This is a genomic window from Solwaraspora sp. WMMD792 (assembly GCF_029626105.1).
GTDB lineage: Bacteria > Actinomycetota > Actinomycetes > Mycobacteriales > Micromonosporaceae > Micromonospora_E.
Genome location: NZ_JARUBH010000009.1, coordinates 5,880,346 through 5,898,544 on the forward strand (window position 1 = coordinate 5,880,346; position 18,199 = coordinate 5,898,544).

Here is an 18,199-nt window from a genome sequence, read left to right on the forward strand (position 1 = left end):
CTCCTCAAGAACCCCGGCCCGTCACCGTACCGCCCCGAAACAAGAGCATTCGACGGCATGGTGACCCGGATCACAAAGACCAACACCGAACGGGCCAAAGGTCACGAACAATCGGCGGCCGACCCACACAAACCGCTTACGCATCAGTCATCCGTTTGGTCAACCGCTTGTTTGGCTTGCCCGCCGGGCCGAAGGAGGGGGCCGGCCAGCTCGATCCAGCGTCGGCAGACTCCGGGCCACCGTGGTTCAGCGCCGGGCAACCACAGAGCCGACAATGGTCCGGAGCCGGTCCACCCACCGGCAGGAGGAGAGTCGGGAAGATGGCGTTGCTGAACCCCACGCGACTGACCGGCCGGCCGGCGGCGGTCACCGTCGGCGACCAGTCGATGTCCGGCGACGACCTGCTCGAAGCCGCGACCGCCGTCGCCAGGCAGATCGCCGGCGCCGACACCGTGGCGGTCGACGCCACCGCCAGCCTCGACACGGTCGTCGCACTCACCGGTTGCCTGCTGGCCGGCACCACGCTGGTCCCCGTACCGCCGGACGCCGGCCCGGTCGAACGCGGTCACATCCTGCGCGACTCCGGCGCTCAACTGCTGCTTGGCCCCGACCCGACGAGGCCGGTCGGGAGCGGCTCCGACCAGGGCGGGCCCGGCCAGCGCCGGACCGTCGGGTCCGACGCCCCCGCGCTGATCCTCTACACCAGCGGCACCACCGGCGCACCGAAAGGTGTACCGGTGACCAGCGCCAACATCGCCGCCGACCTCGACGCCCTCGCCGAGGCCTGGGCGTGGACGCCGGACGACACTCTGGTCCACGGCCTGCCGCTGTTCCACGTACACGGTCTGGTGCTCGGCGTCATCGGCGCGCTACGCGTCGGCTGCCGGCTGGTGCACACCGGCCGGCCCACCCCTGGGGCGTACGCCGCCGCCGGTGGCACGCTGTACTTCGGCGTACCGACGATCTGGTCCCGGATCTGCGCCGACCGGCCCTCCGCCCGGGCGTTGCGCGCCGCCCGGCTCCTCGTCTCCGGTTCGGCGGCCCTGCCCGCCCCGGTCTTTCACACCCTGGCCGAGCTCACCGGGCAGGCACCGGTCGAACGGTACGGAATGACCGAAACCTTGATCACGGTCAGCAGCCGCGCCGACGGCGAGCGGCGACCCGGCTGGGTCGGTACGCCGCTCGTCGGCGTACACACCCGGCTGGCCAGTGAGGACGGTGAGCAGTTGCCGGCGGACGGCGAAACCATCGGCGAACTGCAGGTTCGCGGCCCGATGGTGTTCGACGGCTACCTCGGTGCCGCCGGGCGCGGCGACTTCACCACGGACGGCTGGTTCCGCACCGGCGACGTCGCGGCGATCGACCGGGCCGGCTGGCACCGTATCGTCGGCCGCGCCTCCACCGACCTGATCAAGAGCGGTGGTTACCGGATCGGTGCCGGCGAGGTGGAGAACGTGCTGCTGACCCATCCGGCGGTACGCGAGGCGGCGGTCATCGGCGCACCCGACGCCGACCTCGGGCAACGGGTCGTCGCGTACGTGGTGGCCGAGGGCGTGTCCCCGCAGGCGCTGATCGACTTCGTGGCCACCGAACTCTCCACCCACAAGCGGCCACGCGAAGTGCGCATCGTGGACGACCTGCCACGCAACGCGATGGGTAAGGTGCAGAAGAAGCTACTGCACGACGACCGCCGGTGACATCCGGCCACTACCGACAGTCACCACATCGACATCAGCCGAACGGCTGATGTCGAGCGTTCAAGGCCGGTGCCATAAGTTTTCTTTACTTGCGGCTCAAGAAATCATCATTTCTGGCGCTGAAGTTGATTCTTGATTGAACCGCTCCCTAACGTGTGCGTATGGCCCGGGACGACCAGTCGTCCGCTCCCGGTAAACCCCCGCCGGCACCGTCGTGCCCGAGCCTAATACAGACATCACAGCACGGTGAGCATTCGGAAGGTGTGCACATGGGACAACCGGCTCACAGACGCGCCGCCAGACCCGCGAAGGGCGGACGGGCGCGCCGCGCCGTCATCGCGGTCGCGACCCTGTCCGCCTTCGGGGTCCTGATCGCTGTCAGCCAGATCTCCAGTGCTGGAACGGATCGCAAGGCCAGCGAGCAGGTCAACGGACTCGATGTGCTCGGTACCGGGTGTGACGACAGCTCGTTGGAGCCGCACGACGGTTTCCAGGTGGGCAGCCGCTGCGTCTCGACGGCGTTCGGCGAGGTCGGTGCGGCAGAGCAGAACCCGACGCTGCTGATCACCGAGTCGCCGGAATCGGTCGGCGTCGGCGAACCGTTCCAACTACGGGTCAGCACCCGCAATCTGGTCCGGGACCGCTTCCTGCCGGCGGCTCAGGGCGGGTACTACGTGGAGTCCGCGCTGCTGACCGGAGACGGGCTGACCCGCGGCCACTTCCACACGGCCTGCCGAATGCTGACCAGCACCACCGAGGCACTCGACCCGGAGCCGGTGCCGGCCTTCTTCGTCGCGACCGAGGACGGTGGCGGCGGTGCCGAGCCGGATGTGGTCACCATCCAGGTGCCCGGGCTGCCTCAGGAGGGAATCGCCCAGTGCGCATCGTGGGCCGGTGACGGATCGCACCGGATCCCGATGATGCAGCGGGCCAACCAGACCCCGGCAATCGACGCCGTCCGTATCGAGGTCCGAGCCGGCGGAGCGGAGGAACCGCCCGCTGAGGAACCACCGGCCGAGGAACCACCCGCAGAGGAACCACCCGCTGAGGAACCGCCGGCAGAGGAACCACCGGCCGAGGAACCGCCCGCCGAGGAACCACCGGCCGAGGAACCACCGGCCGACGAGCCACCCGCCGAGGAACCGCCCGCCGACGAGCCACCCGCCGAGGAGACACCGGCGCCGGCCAGCCCCGAGGCGGAGATCACCGACGATCCGGCACCGCCGACGCAGGACGCCGAGCCCACGCCGGAGCCGACCGAGACCGCTGCCGAAGAGGAAAAGGAAGCCGACCCGACCCCGGAGCCGACCGCACAGCCGAGCGCGGATCCGAGCCCGACTGCCGCCGCCGGTGGAATCAATGCACCAGCCGTGGACAACCTCGCAAACGAAGCGGACGCTGACGACTCAGCCAGTCCGCTGGCACTGACCGGTGCGAACACGATGAACTTCCTGGTCGTCGGCCTGGTGCTGATCGTCGGCGGAGTGATTCTCGTCCACCTGACCCAACGTCGCCGCTACCCGAACCGGGAGCGCTGACGGACAACAAACTCCCACACCACACAGCTGTGCCCACTGCGCTCAACCGCGCGGTGGGCACAGCTGTCCCGCCCCAGGTCGTCGGGCCGCACGGCTCAGGCGCTGAGCTGGACCGTCAGCTGGTAGTCGTCGATCAACCCGGTCAGTACGCTCGCCCCTGCCTGGTCGACCACCTGCCAGACCACGGACACCACGTGGTTCCCCTGGCCCACCCGCCGGCAGGCCTGGGTGGCGTTGGACTGCCCGATGTCCGTGGTGAACATCAGATCGTTGTCCGGCGGCATCGGAACACCGTTCAGCAGAATCTGCACCCGCAGGAAGTCCGCTGGCGTTGCGAAGGTGTTGGGCTGCCCGGTCAGGCGCGCCTCGGCGTCGAAGGTCACCAGGACCTGTGCGCTGTTTCCGGCCGGCACCACGAACGGCACCGCCGCGCCGGGCAGCGGTACCGGACCGGGGGTCTCCGCGATGGAGACCGGAGTATCGTTCAGGCGGACCAGGCTCGCGATCTGAGCACCACCGTTGCAGGCCGCCGGGCCGTCGCCGTCGGCCGCGTAGGCTGCGTCCACTTCTGCGGCTGCGTCCACCTTCAGCGGCTGGGCTGCGGACCGTGCGGTCGCCGGCAGCTGCTTCAGCAGCACACCGCCGAACGCCAGCAGGACCAGCACCGCGATGATCGGGGCACGTCGCTTCCTCATGACTGTTCTCCTCTGTGTAGCGCCGGGATGCCGGCGGTGGCGAGCAGGTTGGCAGCACAGGGTCACGGCCGGATCAGGGAACGGTCAGGGCCGCCGGAAGGAACGCGCTACGACCCGTTGCGAAGGTGGTTCACCATGACGCCACCGTGACGGATTTCCGCACCATGGGCACGCCCGAGCGGAGATCCGATCACGAGGAGCGCAACATGATCAGCAGGGTGTGGCGGCGGCGGATGGCCGCCCTGTCAGCTACGGCGGTCACGCTGACCGGCACGGCGGTGACCGGCGGGACTGGGAACCCGGCGGCAGCGGCCCGGCCGGGCGGGCTGCCGGACCTGGCCGTACTCGCCAGCAGCCATGACCACAGTGGGGTGAAGACCGTGACCGTGCACTGCCCTGACCCCGGGCAGTCGGTCTACGGGGCGGGTGCCCGGATCATCGGTGGTGCCGGTGGCGTCGTACTTACCGCGATGGCCCCTGACCAGACGCTGTCGTCGGTTACCGCCTCGGCCGCCGCCCGGACCGGTCACGACAGTGCCTGGTCGGTGTCCGCGTACGCCGTCTGCGACGTCTCGTCCGACCCGCCGCAGCGTACGGTGGCGACCGCCGTCGACGGCACCACCGCCACCGCCACCTGCCCCGACCGTGCGCAGGTCACCGGCACCGGTTTCCGGGTCGACGCCGACGTCGACCTGTCGTACGTCGACGAGGTGGCACCCGACCGGGATCTGCGCCGGGTCCGGGTGCACGCCGGCGGCAGCACGCCGACCCGGGTCGTCGCGTACGCGATCTGCAAACGGCCGACCGCGGTCGACGGCTCGCTCGGTGCCCGACTGACCGCGACTACCGCGACCGACGACGCCTGGCCGAAGACGGCCATCGTCGACGGCTCCGGCACCGACCAGCGGGTGTACGGCGTCGGTGCCTCAGTCCGCGGCCAGGGCGTACTGTTCCTCACCGCGCTCGTCCCCGACCCGCTGCTGAACCTCGCCGGGGGACGGGCCGATCGGGGCGTCGGAACGGATCCGCTACGGCACGACGGGCACGAAGACGACGGGCACGAAGACGACGGGAAAGGCGAACTGACCAGCTACGGCATCCTGCTTCATCCCACGTTCCACTGAGTCCGTCCCACGTTCTCAGCGAGCGACGCGGGGTGCGGGCGGGCCGGCACCAGCAGCGTCCGGTCCGGTGGCCGCACCCCGATCGCCCGCATCGCCTCGGCGTACCGGTCGAAGGCGCGGCGGGCCTCGCCGTGCTGGCCTGCCGCGACCAGGGCACGGACCAGCGCGCAGTGAGCCGGCTCGTCGTACGGGTCCCGCTCCAGCACCCGCAGCAGGTAGCCGGTCGCGGCGGCCGGTCCGGCGACGGTCCGACTGGTCCGGGCCAGCATGCGCAGCAAACTCAGGTACGCCGCCCGCACCTCCTCCCGCAACGGACGGGACCAGTCGTCGTACGGTTCGTCCTCGAACACGTCCGCGCGGTACTCCCGGTCGGCTGCGAGGAACATCGCCCGTGCCGGCACCGTCATCCCCCGCTCCAGGAGCCGGCGGCCGTGGGCCACCTGTGCCAGGAAATCCTCCACGTCGACCCGCACCGTCGTCAGGTCCAGGGCGATGCTGCCCTGATCAGCGACGATGAACCAGTCGGGACCGAAGTCCTTCGCCGGGTCAAGGACGGCACGGACGATGGACAGCAGCACCGACAGCCGGTGTCCGGTGCGTTCCGGGTCGTCCGCCGGCCACAGCAGCTCACTCAACTCGCTGCGGGGTACCGGTCGGCCGCGTCTCGCCACCAGGATCCGGAGCAGGTCCCGGGCCTTGCGGGACTGCCACTGCGAAACCGGCACGGGTCGTCCGGAGAGCCGGACCTCGAACCGGCCCAGTGCCCGGACGACGACTTCACCGGCGGCGGTCGGGCCGGCACCGGAGGTCGGCCGGGCGTAGATCGCGGCCAGGCTCGCCGGCCGGTCCGCCCGAGCGCCGGCCGCTGCCAGCCGCTCCGCCGCCAACAGCCCGCCGAGCCGGTCGTCGGTGCTGGCGGCCGGCAACTGGCCGAGGGCGACAAGGAGGCGGGCCGCCTCCACCTCCGCCCCGGCGCCGGTCCAGATCGCGTACGCCTCGCGCAGCGCGTCGCGTACCCGGGCGGGATCGGTCTCTGCGGCGGCGCGCAACTCCAACGCGTCGGCCAGCCCGGCGCGGTCCCGCTGCGCCCCCGCCACCCGGGCCGCCTCGTTCGCGGACGCCGCGGCACCGGCGGTGTCACCGTCGTACCGCGCCACCCAGCCCTGCGCCAGCAGGGCCGGCACCACGATCTCCTCGGCGGCGAGGTCCCTGGCCCGTTCGGCATGGACGGCGGCCGTCTTGACGTCGTCGGGCAGTACCGCCAGCGCCAGCCCGGCCAGCGCCGGCACCAGGACATACCTGTTGCCGGTGTCCTCACCGACCCGGACTGCTTCCTCGTACCCGGCACGGGCCTGCTCCCGCCAGCCCCGACGGCGATACAGCTCAGCGAGTCCCAGTACGGCGTTCGCGGACCGGCGGGACCCCTTGCGCTGGTAGTGCGCCGTCGCGGTCTCGTACCGCGCCGCCGCCTCGTCGTAGCGCCCGAGCATCGCCAGCGCGTCGGCTTCGTTGCTGGTGGCGATGGCGCGCAGGCTCGGCGAGGCGGCGACGGCCGCGTACCGGGCGGACAGTTGCGCGGCCGCCAGCGCGTCCGCGTACCGCGCCGTGCGCAGCAGCTGGTAGGTGCGGTTGGTGTGGATCCGGGTCAGCAGCAGGACATCGCCGGTACGCTCGGCGATCGGCTGGGCGAGGGCGAAGTGTTCCTCGCTGCCGGCGAAGTCCCCGGCCACCGCCCGGCACAGGGCCACACTGAGGTGGGCGGTGGCCAGCGCGCTGTCGCTGCCGGCCGCAGCGGCCGCCGTCACCGCCCGCCGGGCGTACCCGGTGGCGGTCTGCACCGCGCCGGCCAGCAGCTGAGCGTGCGCGGTCCAGGCCAGCAGCAGAGCCACCTCGGCCGCCGAGGACGGCCGGTCCCGGCCACGGGCGAAGGTCTCCAGCGCCGCCTGGGCGTCACCACGCTGGTAGTGGATCCGCCCCACCCGCCAGGCCAGGCCGGCGTCCCAGTCGGACTCGGCTACGGCCACCGCGTCGTACGCCCGTTCGGCCGCGGTCAGATCGCCGCTGGTACGCAACGCGTCGCCGAGCAGCAGCCGCAGTCGCCGGGTGACGCGAGGCTCGGGCAGCGCGGCGACCAGCTCCACGACCTCGCCCGCCTGCCCGGCGGCGAGCATCCGGTCGCCATGCTCGGTCAGGACCCGGGCGGCCGCCGCGTCGGCACCGGCCCGCAGGTAGGCACGGGCCGCAGCCACCGGCGGTCCGTGCTGGTCGTACCAGGCGGCCGCTACGGCGAGATCGGCGTGCTGCCGGGCCGGCTGCTGCCTTCCCGCTGGTTGCTGCTTTCGAGCTGGTTGCCGCCGGACCACCTCGGCGACGACCGGCACGACGCGTTCCATCGGCGCGGGCCCACCCGGTACGGCCGGTGGCGCCCCGGCACGCGTCAACAGTCCGGTGCGGCGCAGCAACCGTACGGACTCCGTCGCCTGCCGGTGTCCGAGCGCCCGACCCAGCTCGGCGCTGAACGGTGTCAGGTCGGCGGCGCAGCGCAGCAGCCGGGCCGTCGCCGACGGCAATCCGGCCAACACCTCAACGGTCAGGTACGTCGCCAGTGGGCTGCCAGGCTGGCTGACGGCCGACACCAGGTCGCCCGGTGGCACCCCGTCCAGCCGTAGCGTCTCGGCGGTCAGCGCGACGAGCGCCGGCCAGCCGCCGGTCGCCCCGTACACCTGGTCCGTCAGGGCCGGATCGGACAGTCCATGTTCGGCGGCGAGGAGGTCGGCGACCTCCTCCGCAGTGAGCGCCAGATCGGCCGGACCGAGCTCCTGCCACCCGTACCGGCCGACCCAGCCGGCCGTCGCGGCAGCCGGCGGCCAGCGACTGGACAGCACCACCGTCGCGGTGTCCGGCAGGTCGTCGACGGCCGCGGCCAGGGCCTGCACCGCCCCGGCGGACAGCCGGGGCAGGTCGTCGACGATCAGCGGGCGGTCGTCGACGATCGCCCGGATCTCGTCAACCAACAGTTGCGCCGTCGCCTCCGGCCCACGCCACCAGTGGGCGCCCGACGGCGGAAACCAGCGGCGCAGCGCGGTGGTCTTGCCGTAACCGGCGGCGGCTACCACGATCCGGCAATCCGGACCTTGCCGCCCCGGCCCTGACGAACGCACCGCTGCTCACCTGCCTCTCCGGCAGAAACGGGCTCGTCCCTCTCCGGCAGGAACAGGCTGCGCGGGACCGCCGCCGGCGGCAAGACCTCTGTCGGCAATCCGGCCGTGACACGGCGCTGAGCCAACCGTGACCGCCGTTCCGATCCTGATGACGCCGGTCCCGGACGGCGCGACCGGCAGAGCAGAAGGAGGAACGGTGCGAAGGCAGGTAGGTATCGGAACCCTGGTGGCGGTCGCCACGGCGGTCGCGGTGATCGGTCCGGTCGGGCCGGCCGCCGCCACCCACACCTGTGACGGCGAGCCGGTGACCATCAGCGGCTCCGGCACGATCAACGGGACGAGCGGACGGGACGTGATCCGTGGCTCGTCCGGCATCGACATCATCGACGGCCGGGGCGGCAACGACGTCATCTGCGCCGGTGGCGGGGTGGACGCGGTCTACGGTGGTCAGGGCGCGGACCGCATCTTCGGAGAGGGCGGGGACGACTTCCTGTGGGGTGAGGGCCTTGGCGTCGTGGTGACCGGCGGTGCCGACGAGATCTGGGGTGGCACCGGTGACGACACCATCTACGGCCAGGTCGGGGGCGACACCCTGCGCGGCAACGAGGACAACGACGACATCTACGGCGGGGACGGACCCGACACCATCTTCGGCGGGATCAACATGGCCGAGACCAGCGGTGCGCAGCTCGACGCCTGCTACGGCAACACCGGCAACGACACCATCCGATCCTGGCTGACCGGCCACCCGAACGAATGCGAGGTCGTCGTCGACTGATCCGTTCGTGGACCGGCTGCCGCAGGCGGCAGCCGGCGGGTGTCGGTGGTTGGGCGGTACCGCCCAACCACCGACACCCGCCCCGTCCGTCAGTGTTGGACATCGACCGGACTCGGCTGCGTGGAAATGGGGACCGAATGACGTTCGGAGACGCTACGCATCTCGTCGCGCAGTTGGACCAACGCGCCGGCTATCTGGCCGGCACCGGGTTGGCGGCAGCCGCCTTCCTCGCCTTTCACGGGAACCGGCCGCTGCTGCTGGAAGGTGCGCCGGGGGTCGGGAAGACCGCGTTCGCCGAGGCGATGGCTGCCGTCCTCGATCGACCGATCGAACGAGTCCAGTGTTATCCGGGTCTGGACGCGAGCCAGGTCCTCTACGACTGGAACTTCGCGGCCCAGATGCTGGCGCTGCGCGCGGCCGGGACCGGTGACCACACCGACCGGCTGCCCGAGCTGTGGGACGAGAAGTACCTGGTCGCGCGACCGATCCTGCGGGCGTTGCGGAACGGACCGGCCGTGCTGCTCATCGACGAGGTCGACCGGGCCGAGGAGGACTTCGAGGCCCTGCTGCTCCAGGTGCTGGACAAGTACGAGGTCACCATCCCGGAGCTGGGGACGGTCCGCGCGGAGGTCGCGCCGTTCGTGGTCCTCACCTCCAACCGCACCCGGGAGCCGCACGACGCCATCAAACGGCGCTGCTTCTACCACTGGATCGACCATCCCGGTCCCGAGCTGGAGGCTCGTATCCTCCACCGGCACGTAGCAGGACTCGCGCCGGACCTGGCCATCGCCATCACCGAGATCATGGCCCAGCTCCGTCGGCTGGACCTGGCCAAGCAGCCCAGCCTGGCCGAGACGATCGACTACGCGCGGGCGATACACCGGCTCGGCGCCGCCACGCCGGACGACCCGGCAGCGGACGCGGCGATCTGCACCCTGGTCAAGCACCACGACGACGAAGCGCAGGTACGTCGGGTGCTGGCACGTCGACGGCACGACCGATGACGGGCGACCCGCTGTCCCTCCTGGTCCGGTTCGCCGAGGCGCTGCGAACCGCCGGGTTGGCCGTCAGCGTCGACCGGGTCGTCGCCGCCGCCGAGGCGCTGGGGCACTGGGGGGTCGCCGCCGACGCGCAACCGTACTGGCCGCTGCGGGTGGCTTTGTGCCGCGACCGGACCGACGTACCCGTCTTCGACATCGTGTACCGCGATTGGTTCGGCACCCCGCCGGACGGCGTCGGTCACACTCGACCGGCGCTGGTCCCAGCCCAGTCCCGCCGCACCGACAACCAGCCGCCTGCCAGCGAACCGGCACCGCAGAGGGCCGACGTACCGTCGCCGCGTGCCGCTGGCGGCGGGGCCGGCAACACCAGCCGGCTGGCCAGCCGTGACTTCGACGACCTGACCGAGGATGAGCTGCGGGAGATGGCGACCTGGGTCGACCTGCTGCGGCCGATGCCCACCCGACGCACGATGCACCGCCGCTCGACCCGGACCGGCCCGATCGATCCGGCCCGGACGATGCGGCTCATGCTGCGCACCGGCGGCGAGTTGGTACGGCTACGCCACCGCCGCCCGGCGGTACGCACCCGCCGACTGCTCCTGCTCGTCGACGTCAGCGCGTCGATGAGTCCGTACAGTGACATGCTGCTGCGGTTCGCGGCCGCCGCGCTGGCCGCGAATCCGCGTACCACCGAGGTCTTCGCTGTCGGCACCGACCACACCCGTCTCACCCGGTCGATGCGCGGGCTCCGCCCCCGGGACGCGTTGCCCGCCGCCGGACGGGTGCAAACCGGCTGGTCCGGCGGCACGACGCTCGGCGACGCGCTGAACGGTTTCCTGCGACGCTGGGGTGGCACCGACGTCGTCCGCTCGGCGATCGTGGTCTTCGGCTCGGACGGGCTCGAACACGCGGAGATGGCACCGCTGATCCGGCAGGTCCAGCGGCTCGCAGCCCTCGCCAAGGTGCTGATCTGGGCCAGTCCCGACTGCCACACCGACGGCGAGCTTTCGCGGGACCACCGCATCGCCCAGGCGCAGCAGTCGGCCACCCGGGTGGTGGGTTGCCACGACTACCTGGCGCTGCGGAACCTGGCGAAGGTCGTGGCCAATGCGTGACCTCGAAGGACACGACGTCGCGGTGCGGCGAATCATGCGACGCGACGACCTGCTGACCCTCGCCGCCGCCGCCGACACGGCCGTGGGAATCGTCCGGATGCGCGAGGCGGAGGCGCTGACCGGGGTCGACGGCAGCACCCTGTTCGACCTCGCGCTGAGCAGGCACATCAAGTTGGCGACCGGGGACGCCGGCTGGGCGGAGCGGGCACAGGCCTGGGATCACGCCGCAGTTCTCGTCCGGTACTGCGAGCTGGCCGGCACCGCGCTGAACAGCCCGTACAGCGCGGTCGGCATGCACGCCCGGTCGCTGCGCCTGCTCAAGGAGAACCAGACCCGGCCCGGTCTGCGCCCGCTCGACCGGGACCTGACCCTGGGCGCCTTCAACCGCTACCACGCCGCCCGCGACCTGCGACTGGGCGGCCACACCCAGGCGGCCCGCGACCTGGCCCGCCGGTCACCACAGGACCTGTACGGCACCGGGGCCGAGCCACACATCGCGCACTACCAGTTCGAGGTCGGCGCGACCCACATCGAGCAGGGCGATCCCCGGCCGTTCCTGCGCCAATTGAGAGAGCTGCGCCCGTACTGGGCAGGTGACCGGGCCAAGGCGTTCTCCACCCACCACCGGTTCGAGTTCATCGAGGCGTTGGTCTCCTGGCACGCCGATCCCGGCAGCGACCGGGCCGGTGAGTGCTTCGCCGCCGCCATCGACCTGGTCGACACCGGCCGGGACGCCGCAGACGTCAGCAGCCACGACGGGGTGGACCATCAGGGCGTACGCGAACTGTCGCTGCTGCTCGCCGCCGCCGAGCACCTCGTCCGCACCGGCGGCGACCTCGACCGGGCAGTGGACCTGGGGTTGCGGGCGCTGGCCGTGGCCGAGCGGGTCCGGGCGCGCTGGCGGGTCATCGCCCGATCCCGGGCGCCGCTGGCCGAGGCGTTCCACCGGGTCTACGCCGACGTCTGTCTGCTGGCCCACCGGATAGGCACCGATCGGGCCGCCGGGCTCGGGCTCCGGGCGGCGCTGTCCGCGAAGTCGACCGGTTTCGCCGCGCGGGTCCGCGACGGGCTGACCTTCGACGACAATCCGCTGATCAAAAACCTGCTGACCCAGATCCTCGATGTCGAAAACCCCAGCCCCGGTGTCATGACCAGCACGGCGTACCGCCGCCAGACGCAGCTGGACGCGCTGCGTAAGGACCTGGAGGACGCCGTCTCGCCGATGCTCGCCGACACCGTGTTCCCGCCGCCCACCGACCTGGACGAAGTCGTCCGCGAGATCGGGCCGCGGTACGCCCTCGACTATGTCGAGCTGACCGACAATCTGGCGGTCCCGGCGTTCTTCCGCACGCTCATCGAGCCGGGTGGCCGGATGACTTTCGACCGGTTCGATCCGGGCGACGATTTTCGGGTCCTGTTCGAGCACGCCCGGGTCGGCCAGCTGACCGGCGGCCGGGACGTCGTCGACCCGCCGGTGGCGGGTCTGCGCGACGACGGTCTGCTCGACTTCCGGGCACTGGCCGGCAAGGTCCTGCCGCCACGGTTGACCGAGGAGATCCTGCCCGGCTGCACCGTCGACGCGCCCGCCCAGCTGCTGATCTCGGCGCACTCGTGGCTGAGCCTCGTCCCGTGGGCCGCTCTGTGGACCGGCCCCGGTACCCGGCTGGTCGAGCGCGCCGTCATCTCGCAGAGCCCGGTGCTCACCTGCCTGTCCGGTAAACTGCCACCGCCGGTCTCGGGTGCCGCACTGGTCCGCCTGGTCGGCTCCGACGAGCCGGTGGAGATCGACGGACAGCGCCTTTCCGACCTCGACATCGCACAGGAGCGGGCCGCGTGGGGTCTGCTGCCCCCGGACACTGTCGGCGTCGCGCTCAGCAGCTGCGATCTGGGCGACGACGGCGTCCCGGCCCCGTACGGCGGCCGGTTCGCGGACGCGTTGCGACGGCGCGGCCGCTGGCAGTTCCTGCACATCGCCGCGCACGGCGGCGGCCAGGGCTTCGGCCAGTATCTGGCCCTGCCCGGCGAGCGGCTGTCGGCGGCCCGGGCTCTCGGGCTGCGCTGGCCGGAGTCGGTCCTGATGGCGTCGTGCCACGTCGGACTGGTCCGCAACGATCAACGCGCCGAGCCGCTGAGCCTGGTGATGGCGCTGCTGACCGGGGGTGCCCGGTGCGTGGTGGCCGGGATCGACAGCGTCGACGACGCCGGCACCGGCCGGATCGCCGCCGCGATGGTGCGCGCCGCTCGGTCCCCCGAACCGGTCTCCATCGACGTCGCGCTGCGCGACGCCCAGCTGGCCGAGATCCGGGCGGGCACCCCGGAGTCCGGCTGGGCGCTGCTCAGCGCGTACGTGCGATGAACGTTTCTCAGCTGTCCTCGTCGTCCGCCAGCCGTCGGGCCTGCTCCAGCGCCCAGCGCACCCGGTCGAGGCGACCCGGCTCCTTGGCGTGCTGATCCAGCGAGAACCACCGGATCCGCCAGGTCTGATAGCCCTGGTCGGCCGGCCCCAGTCCCCGACACCGGATCAACGACCAGATGAACATCGGCATGGTCGCCGCGCCGAGCGCCCGTTCGCGACCGGACCCGCTCGGGCCACCGAGCCAGCTGGACATGGCCTCCACGGCTGCGTCGTCGAGCGGGTTGAGTGCGAGACAGGCCGGGCCGTCGGTCCGCCGTGACGGAAGGTCAAACCCGGGTTTGAGCAGCGCCAGGTTGAGTCGGACGTGCACCAGCTGCCGCTGGAAGCCTTCGTCCATCTTCGATTCACCCGGCACGTCCTTCTCGATGGCCGCGTACGCCCGGGTGAACCGGTCCAGCAGGTCCTTCTCCCACAGCTCCCAGGAGTCGAACTCCGGTGGCGGGCGCAGGCCGCAGCGCTGCATCGCCGGCCGGATCGCCAGCAGCAGCGACGCCGCCCGGGCCGTCATGATCCCCGGATTCTGCAATGCGGTCTGCCGGGTGAGCCGGTGCTCGTCGACCTGGTCGGCGAAGCCGAACTCGGCTTCGATCTGGTAGGCCGTGTCGATCGCCCGCTCCCCGACGGCGACGCCGTCGGTCAGCTCGCGGAACATTCGCTGAATCCACCGCCGCTCCTCGGCGGGTGACCGGTCCGGCCGCGCCGGCTCCTCGGCGGGTGACCGGCCCGACGCCGCCGGCTCGTCGGACGGATCCGACCAGCGGGCGATCACCCGCTCGGCGGTACGGCAGGCCGTGCCGGTCTCGGCGAGCGCCAGCTGGAGAAACACCTCGTCCAACTGGAGCCGTAACGGTCGGGTGTCCTCGCCGGCGCCGAGACTGTCTCGGAACTCGACGTACTTCTTCTGGGCCTCGGCGTGCAACGTCCAGGCCGCGTCGTAGCCGCGCTCCGTGTCCCGCTTGGACTCGGCCAGGGCGAGGGCGCGCAGCGCGCCGAGAGCCCGTGGGGCGAACTCCGGCCACGGGAGTCCACGGGCACCGTCCGTGATCCGTCGGACCAGGGCGAACTCCGCCTCGCTCCGTTGTCGGACATCCGGCGCGGTGACGTCGCTGTCGAACGATGCCTCGATCCGCTGGACGCAGTCCCAACTCGTCTCGTAGATCAGCCAGCCCATCAGCGGGAGCCGCTCGGCCAGCTCGGCGGGCGGCAGCTGGGTCGCCCGGGCGGCCAGGATGTCGCGGTACGCCTGGACGTCCGCCTCGATCCGGTCGACCAGCTCGCTGTCGGTGCGGCACTCCTTGGCTCGCAGCGCGGTGCACAGGTCGCGCAGCTCCTGCGGGGTCATCATCGTGGGCGCTCCTCCACACTCGGTGTCATCTCGAAGTCGATGCCGTGGATCTCGTACCGCACCCCGTCCGGCCAATTCGGATCGATCTCGCGGGAGCCGCCGGTGGCGATCTGGTCGATCAGGTCCCGCAGCCGGGAACCGCCAACGGGTGCGCGGTGATCACGGTCGGGCGGGCGGGGACCGCGATCGGGTTCCCGGGTCTGGACGATCTCGGGCTGCTCCAGCGCGGCGAGGCTCTGCGGCGCGGAGCTGAGCACCACCAGGATCGTGTCGGTCCGGGCATGCGCCGGGTCAAGTCCGGTCGGCCAGGCCAGCCCTACCCCGGTCAGCTCCCGCCGAACGTCGTCGCGGCCGTACGTGTAGCCGGATCGTGGCGGTAGCAGACGGCCACTCGGGGTGCCCCGCATCAGCAGCGAGACCCGGCCGGACAGCCCGATGTCCAGCATCGACACGTACACCGGCAGGTCACCCCGGTTGTGGACGGTCACGTAGATCCGGCTGGCCGGGGTCAGCGGACGACCGGCGGGCGGCGGCGGGTGCTCGGCACCGTCCACGACCAGGCCCCAGTCCACCGTGACATCGGTGCCCAGCGGGTAGGACGGGTCACCGATCAGTCGCCGCAGCTGGGTCGCCTGGGCGTGGATCAGCACCGCGCGGGCGAGGTCGGCGTACCCCCGGGCGTCATCCGGGTACGGCGGATGCAGCGGCCCGATCCGGTCACGGAGCACCACCCCGCCGGAGTCGTCGAACCGGATCTCGGCCGTCCACTCGGCGCCGCGCCGGGCCGGGCGGGCCAGCACCGTCGACTCCAGCGCCGCCAGCACCTGCCCGCCGCGCGGGTCGCCGGTCGGCACCCGCACCGTGATCTGCGGCGCGGTCACCCTGGTGCGTACCGCCCGCGCCCCCGCCGGCACCGCCGACCAGTCGGCGGCGAAGCTCACCGTGCCCGCGACCGACGTCTGCGCCACGTGGTCGATCGTCAGATCGCCGACCCGGTGCGCCCGGTCGTCGGCTGCCCGACCTGGCGGCATGATCATGAACTCGTCGCCGTGCTGGACCCGCAGCAGGGCGGCGGCGTCCAGCCGGACCCGGCCGGGCACGTCCAGCGGCGTCACCGGCAGGGAATTCAGCAGGTCCGCGCGCTCGGTGCTGAACAGCAACCGGTCGGCCGGACCCTCCGCCTCGGGACGCTGCTCGAACATCAGCCCGGTCACCCGGTAGCGGACCTGGTCGAGCAGCCCGGACCAGGTCACCGGTGCGTCGCCGGCCTCGGCGAGGGCCCGGCACAGCTGCGTGGTGAGGATGCCACGCCAGAGCCCGTCGTCGCCCGGACGTTCGAACGCACGCTGACCGGGTGCGCAGGCCACGATGCGGACCGCGTGCGGGTTGCTCTCGATGGGCAGCAGGTCGGTACGCAGCTGGATCCGGTCGAGGTGGGCGCGGACCCAGGCGTACGGTGCCGGTCCGCGCAGCGCCCGCAGCCGCAGGTTCACGTCGCGGGACATCAGCCCGGAGTGGCAGCAGTCGAGGATCACCGTGACGTTGCGGGTCACCGCGACCAGCTGGGACTGCAGGACGGACAACTCTGCGGCGGTTACGCCCCGGAAGTCGTCGGCGGTCGACTGGTCGTAGTCGGTCGGCACGATGTACTGCAGATCGGCCGGCCACGGCGGCCCGGTCTGTGGTGGCCCGGTCCGCGGAGGCTCGGTCGAGCCTCCGTGGCCGGAGTAGTAGACGACGACCGCGTCGCCCGGCCCGGCGTCGGCGATGATCCCTTCGTACGCGGCGATGATCCCGGCCCGCGTCGCCGCTGCCGGTGGGCACTCACGCACGTCGAACCCGCGTGCCCGCAGAGCCTGCGTCATCGCCGCGAGATCGTGCCGCACACCGCGCAGGCCGCCATGGTCGGAGCCGATCAGCAGGGCAAGCCGGCTCACCAGATCCCGCCGTCCGGATCCCGGTCCAGCAGCGCTTCGATGCCGGTCCAGCGGTCCGGGCCGTACCGGTCGAGCGCGGTCCATTCCCGCCGCCACTGTTGATAGTTGGCGGTCGCACCGGCGTCGTCCCGGCACGCCTCGACCGAGCGGATGAAATGAGGCATCGACGCGGAGCCGACGACGCTCGCGTCACCGCGTACCCTGCCGTCGCCGCCGGCCGGTTCCGCCAGCCAGCGCGACATGGCCCGGGCGGCCTCGTCGTCGAGCCGGTGCAGCGTCAGCGTGTCATCCACGACCAGCGGCTCCTCGAGCGTCTCCGAAGCGGTCAACAGCGCCAAGTGCAGGCAGAACTGCACGATCGTGCGGGCGTGGTCGTCGAGCAGCGGGGCGAGGGTGCCGTCGGCCTGCATGGCCGGGCGGACCAGGTACGCCAGTGTCTCGTGGAACCGCTGGCGTACCGAGGACATGAAGTCCGGCCAGGTGTCGTAGCCCCGCGGACGCATGCCGAGACGCTGCATCGCCGGACAGAGCGAGTACATCAGCAGCAACGCCCGGCACGTCATGATCGCCGGGTTGCGGAACCCGGTGCGCAGAATGAGCCGGTCCTCGGTGATCGTCTCCACGAAGCCGTACTCCTGGTAGATCCGGTCGGCGATGTCCAACGCCCGCCTCCCGACCTCGGCACCGTCGGAGAGCTGCCGGAACATCCGGGGCACCCAGCGGTCGGCCTCCCGCCGCTCGGTCGCCACGTCCGCGCCGCCCCAGTTCTCGAGCCAACGGCCGATCGTCTGTTCAGCGGTGCGGCAGGCGGTGCCGGTCTCGGCGAGAGCCAGTTGCAGCAGGACTTCGTCGAGGTCGAGGACCAGGCGCGCATCCGCCGGGTCGGCGCCGAGACTGTCCCGGTACGACTGATGCTTTGTCCGTACTTCCTCGTGCAGCAGCCACGCGCCGTCATAGTCGTTCCACTTCGACCTGACCAGCGCCAGGGCCCGGATGGCGCCCAGGGCACGGGGGGCGAACTCCGGCCACGGCAGCGATCTGGCGGCGGTAGCGAGCCGGATGATCAGCGCCGCGTCAGCCTCAGCCGCCCGCCGCGCCTGCTCCGACAGCCCATCGATCTCGGCTGGAACGTTCCACAGCAGCATCAGCGACGTCTCGTAGATCAACCAGCCGGTCAGCCGCAGACCGGTCCTCAGCTCCGCCGGCGGCAACTGGGTGGGCGCGACGCGCAGGCGGTCGCGGTACGCCGCCACGTCATGCTCGATCCGAGCGACCAACGCCTCGTCGACGGGGATCCTCTTCCGACGGACGTCGGAGCAGAGTTCACGGAGAACATCGATCTCGGTCATGGACCGCCGACCTCCCAGGTGACGTCTACGTTCAACGTCTACT

At 71.7% G+C, this 18,199-nt stretch carries 12 protein-coding genes; 7 read left to right on the plus strand and 5 right to left on the minus strand.

The genetic code is table 11. The features are described 5' to 3' along the window. The first annotated feature begins 320 nt into the window (after window positions 1-320). Together O7629_RS27365 and O7629_RS33665 are read left to right on the plus strand one after the other, a co-directional pair. On the plus strand, window positions 321-1,697 hold the full coding sequence (locus tag O7629_RS27365; RefSeq protein WP_278172827.1) for an acyl-CoA synthetase: 1,377 nt from the start codon (window positions 321-323) through the stop codon (window positions 1,695-1,697). A 269-nt stretch (window positions 1,698-1,966) separates the two neighbouring features. Next, on the plus strand, window positions 1,967-3,235 hold the full coding sequence (locus O7629_RS33665) for a hypothetical protein (protein ID WP_347403697.1): 1,269 nt from the start codon (window positions 1,967-1,969) through the stop codon (window positions 3,233-3,235). A 95-nt stretch (window positions 3,236-3,330) separates the two neighbouring features. On the opposite strand, the gene O7629_RS27375 is transcribed toward O7629_RS33665, so the two are convergent. Continuing rightward, window positions 3,331-3,930, minus strand: a complete 600-nt coding sequence (locus tag O7629_RS27375; RefSeq protein ID WP_278172828.1) for a hypothetical protein — start codon at window positions 3,928-3,930, stop codon at window positions 3,331-3,333. 206 nt (window positions 3,931-4,136) lie between these two features. On the opposite strand from O7629_RS27375, the gene O7629_RS27380 reads away from it, so the two are divergent. Then, the gene (locus tag O7629_RS27380) at window positions 4,137-5,054 is read left to right on the plus strand and encodes a hypothetical protein (RefSeq protein WP_278172829.1); all 918 of its coding nucleotides are present in this window, start codon (window positions 4,137-4,139) and stop codon (window positions 5,052-5,054) included. Here O7629_RS27380 and O7629_RS27385 read toward each other — a convergent pair. Next, on the minus strand, window positions 5,036-8,170 hold the full coding sequence (locus tag O7629_RS27385) for a BTAD domain-containing putative transcriptional regulator (protein ID WP_278172830.1): 3,135 nt from the start codon (window positions 8,168-8,170) through the stop codon (window positions 5,036-5,038). The genes O7629_RS27380 and O7629_RS27385 overlap by 19 nt on opposite strands. A 241-nt stretch (window positions 8,171-8,411) precedes the next feature. Between O7629_RS27385 and O7629_RS27390 the strand changes: the two genes are divergently transcribed. From O7629_RS27390 to O7629_RS27405, 4 genes are all read left to right on the plus strand, one after another. Continuing rightward, on the plus strand, window positions 8,412-8,993 hold the full coding sequence (locus tag O7629_RS27390; protein ID WP_278172831.1) for a calcium-binding protein: 582 nt from the start codon (window positions 8,412-8,414) through the stop codon (window positions 8,991-8,993). A gap of 137 nt (window positions 8,994-9,130) precedes the next feature. After that, complete coding sequence (locus O7629_RS27395) at window positions 9,131-9,997, plus strand: MoxR family ATPase (RefSeq protein WP_278172833.1); 867 nt, start codon at window positions 9,131-9,133, stop codon at window positions 9,995-9,997. Next, window positions 9,994-11,109: a VWA domain-containing protein gene (locus tag O7629_RS27400; protein ID WP_278172834.1), complete on the plus strand. Its 1,116-nt coding sequence runs from the start codon at window positions 9,994-9,996 to the stop codon at window positions 11,107-11,109. Before O7629_RS27395 ends, O7629_RS27400 begins: the two co-directional genes overlap by 4 nt. Then, window positions 11,102-13,465: a CHAT domain-containing protein gene (locus O7629_RS27405; protein ID WP_278172836.1), complete on the plus strand. Its 2,364-nt coding sequence runs from the start codon at window positions 11,102-11,104 to the stop codon at window positions 13,463-13,465. Before O7629_RS27400 ends, O7629_RS27405 begins: the two co-directional genes overlap by 8 nt. Before the next feature lie 7 nt (window positions 13,466-13,472). Here O7629_RS27405 and O7629_RS27410 read toward each other — a convergent pair whose 3' ends face one another. From O7629_RS27410 to O7629_RS27420, 3 genes are read right to left on the minus strand one after another with little or no spacing between them, the layout of a single operon-like run. Continuing rightward, window positions 13,473-14,870 (minus strand): hypothetical protein, encoded by a 1,398-nt coding sequence (locus tag O7629_RS27410; protein ID WP_278172838.1) that lies wholly within the window; start codon window positions 14,868-14,870, stop codon window positions 13,473-13,475. After that, window positions 14,867-16,807, minus strand: a complete 1,941-nt coding sequence (locus O7629_RS27415; protein WP_278172840.1) for a caspase family protein — start codon at window positions 16,805-16,807, stop codon at window positions 14,867-14,869. The genes O7629_RS27410 and O7629_RS27415 overlap by 4 nt, the downstream gene beginning before the upstream one ends. Further along, window positions 16,804-18,156: a hypothetical protein gene (locus O7629_RS27420; protein WP_278172842.1), complete on the minus strand. Its 1,353-nt coding sequence runs from the start codon at window positions 18,154-18,156 to the stop codon at window positions 16,804-16,806. The genes O7629_RS27415 and O7629_RS27420 overlap by 4 nt, the downstream gene beginning before the upstream one ends. Between the last annotated feature and the right edge of the window lie 43 nt (window positions 18,157-18,199).

Excerpts from the sequence above, each read along its gene's own strand:
- O7629_RS27420 (WP_278172842.1), bottom strand. The coding sequence starts at position 18,156 with ATGACCGAGATCGATGTTCTCCGTGAACTCTGCTCCGACGTCCGTCGG.
- O7629_RS27380 (WP_278172829.1), top strand. The coding sequence starts at position 4,137 with ATGATCAGCAGGGTGTGGCGGCGGCGGATGGCCGCCCTGTCAGCTACG.
- O7629_RS27405 (WP_278172836.1), top strand. The coding sequence starts at position 11,102 with ATGCGTGACCTCGAAGGACACGACGTCGCGGTGCGGCGAATCATGCGA.
- O7629_RS27410 (WP_278172838.1), bottom strand. The coding sequence starts at position 14,870 with ATGATGACCCCGCAGGAGCTGCGCGACCTGTGCACCGCGCTGCGAGCC.
- O7629_RS27375 (WP_278172828.1), bottom strand. The coding sequence starts at position 3,930 with ATGAGGAAGCGACGTGCCCCGATCATCGCGGTGCTGGTCCTGCTGGCG.
- O7629_RS33665 (WP_347403697.1), top strand. The coding sequence starts at position 1,967 with ATGGGACAACCGGCTCACAGACGCGCCGCCAGACCCGCGAAGGGCGGA.
- O7629_RS27365 (WP_278172827.1), top strand. The coding sequence starts at position 321 with ATGGCGTTGCTGAACCCCACGCGACTGACCGGCCGGCCGGCGGCGGTC.
- O7629_RS27395 (WP_278172833.1), top strand. The coding sequence starts at position 9,131 with ATGACGTTCGGAGACGCTACGCATCTCGTCGCGCAGTTGGACCAACGC.
- O7629_RS27400 (WP_278172834.1), top strand. The coding sequence starts at position 9,994 with ATGACGGGCGACCCGCTGTCCCTCCTGGTCCGGTTCGCCGAGGCGCTG.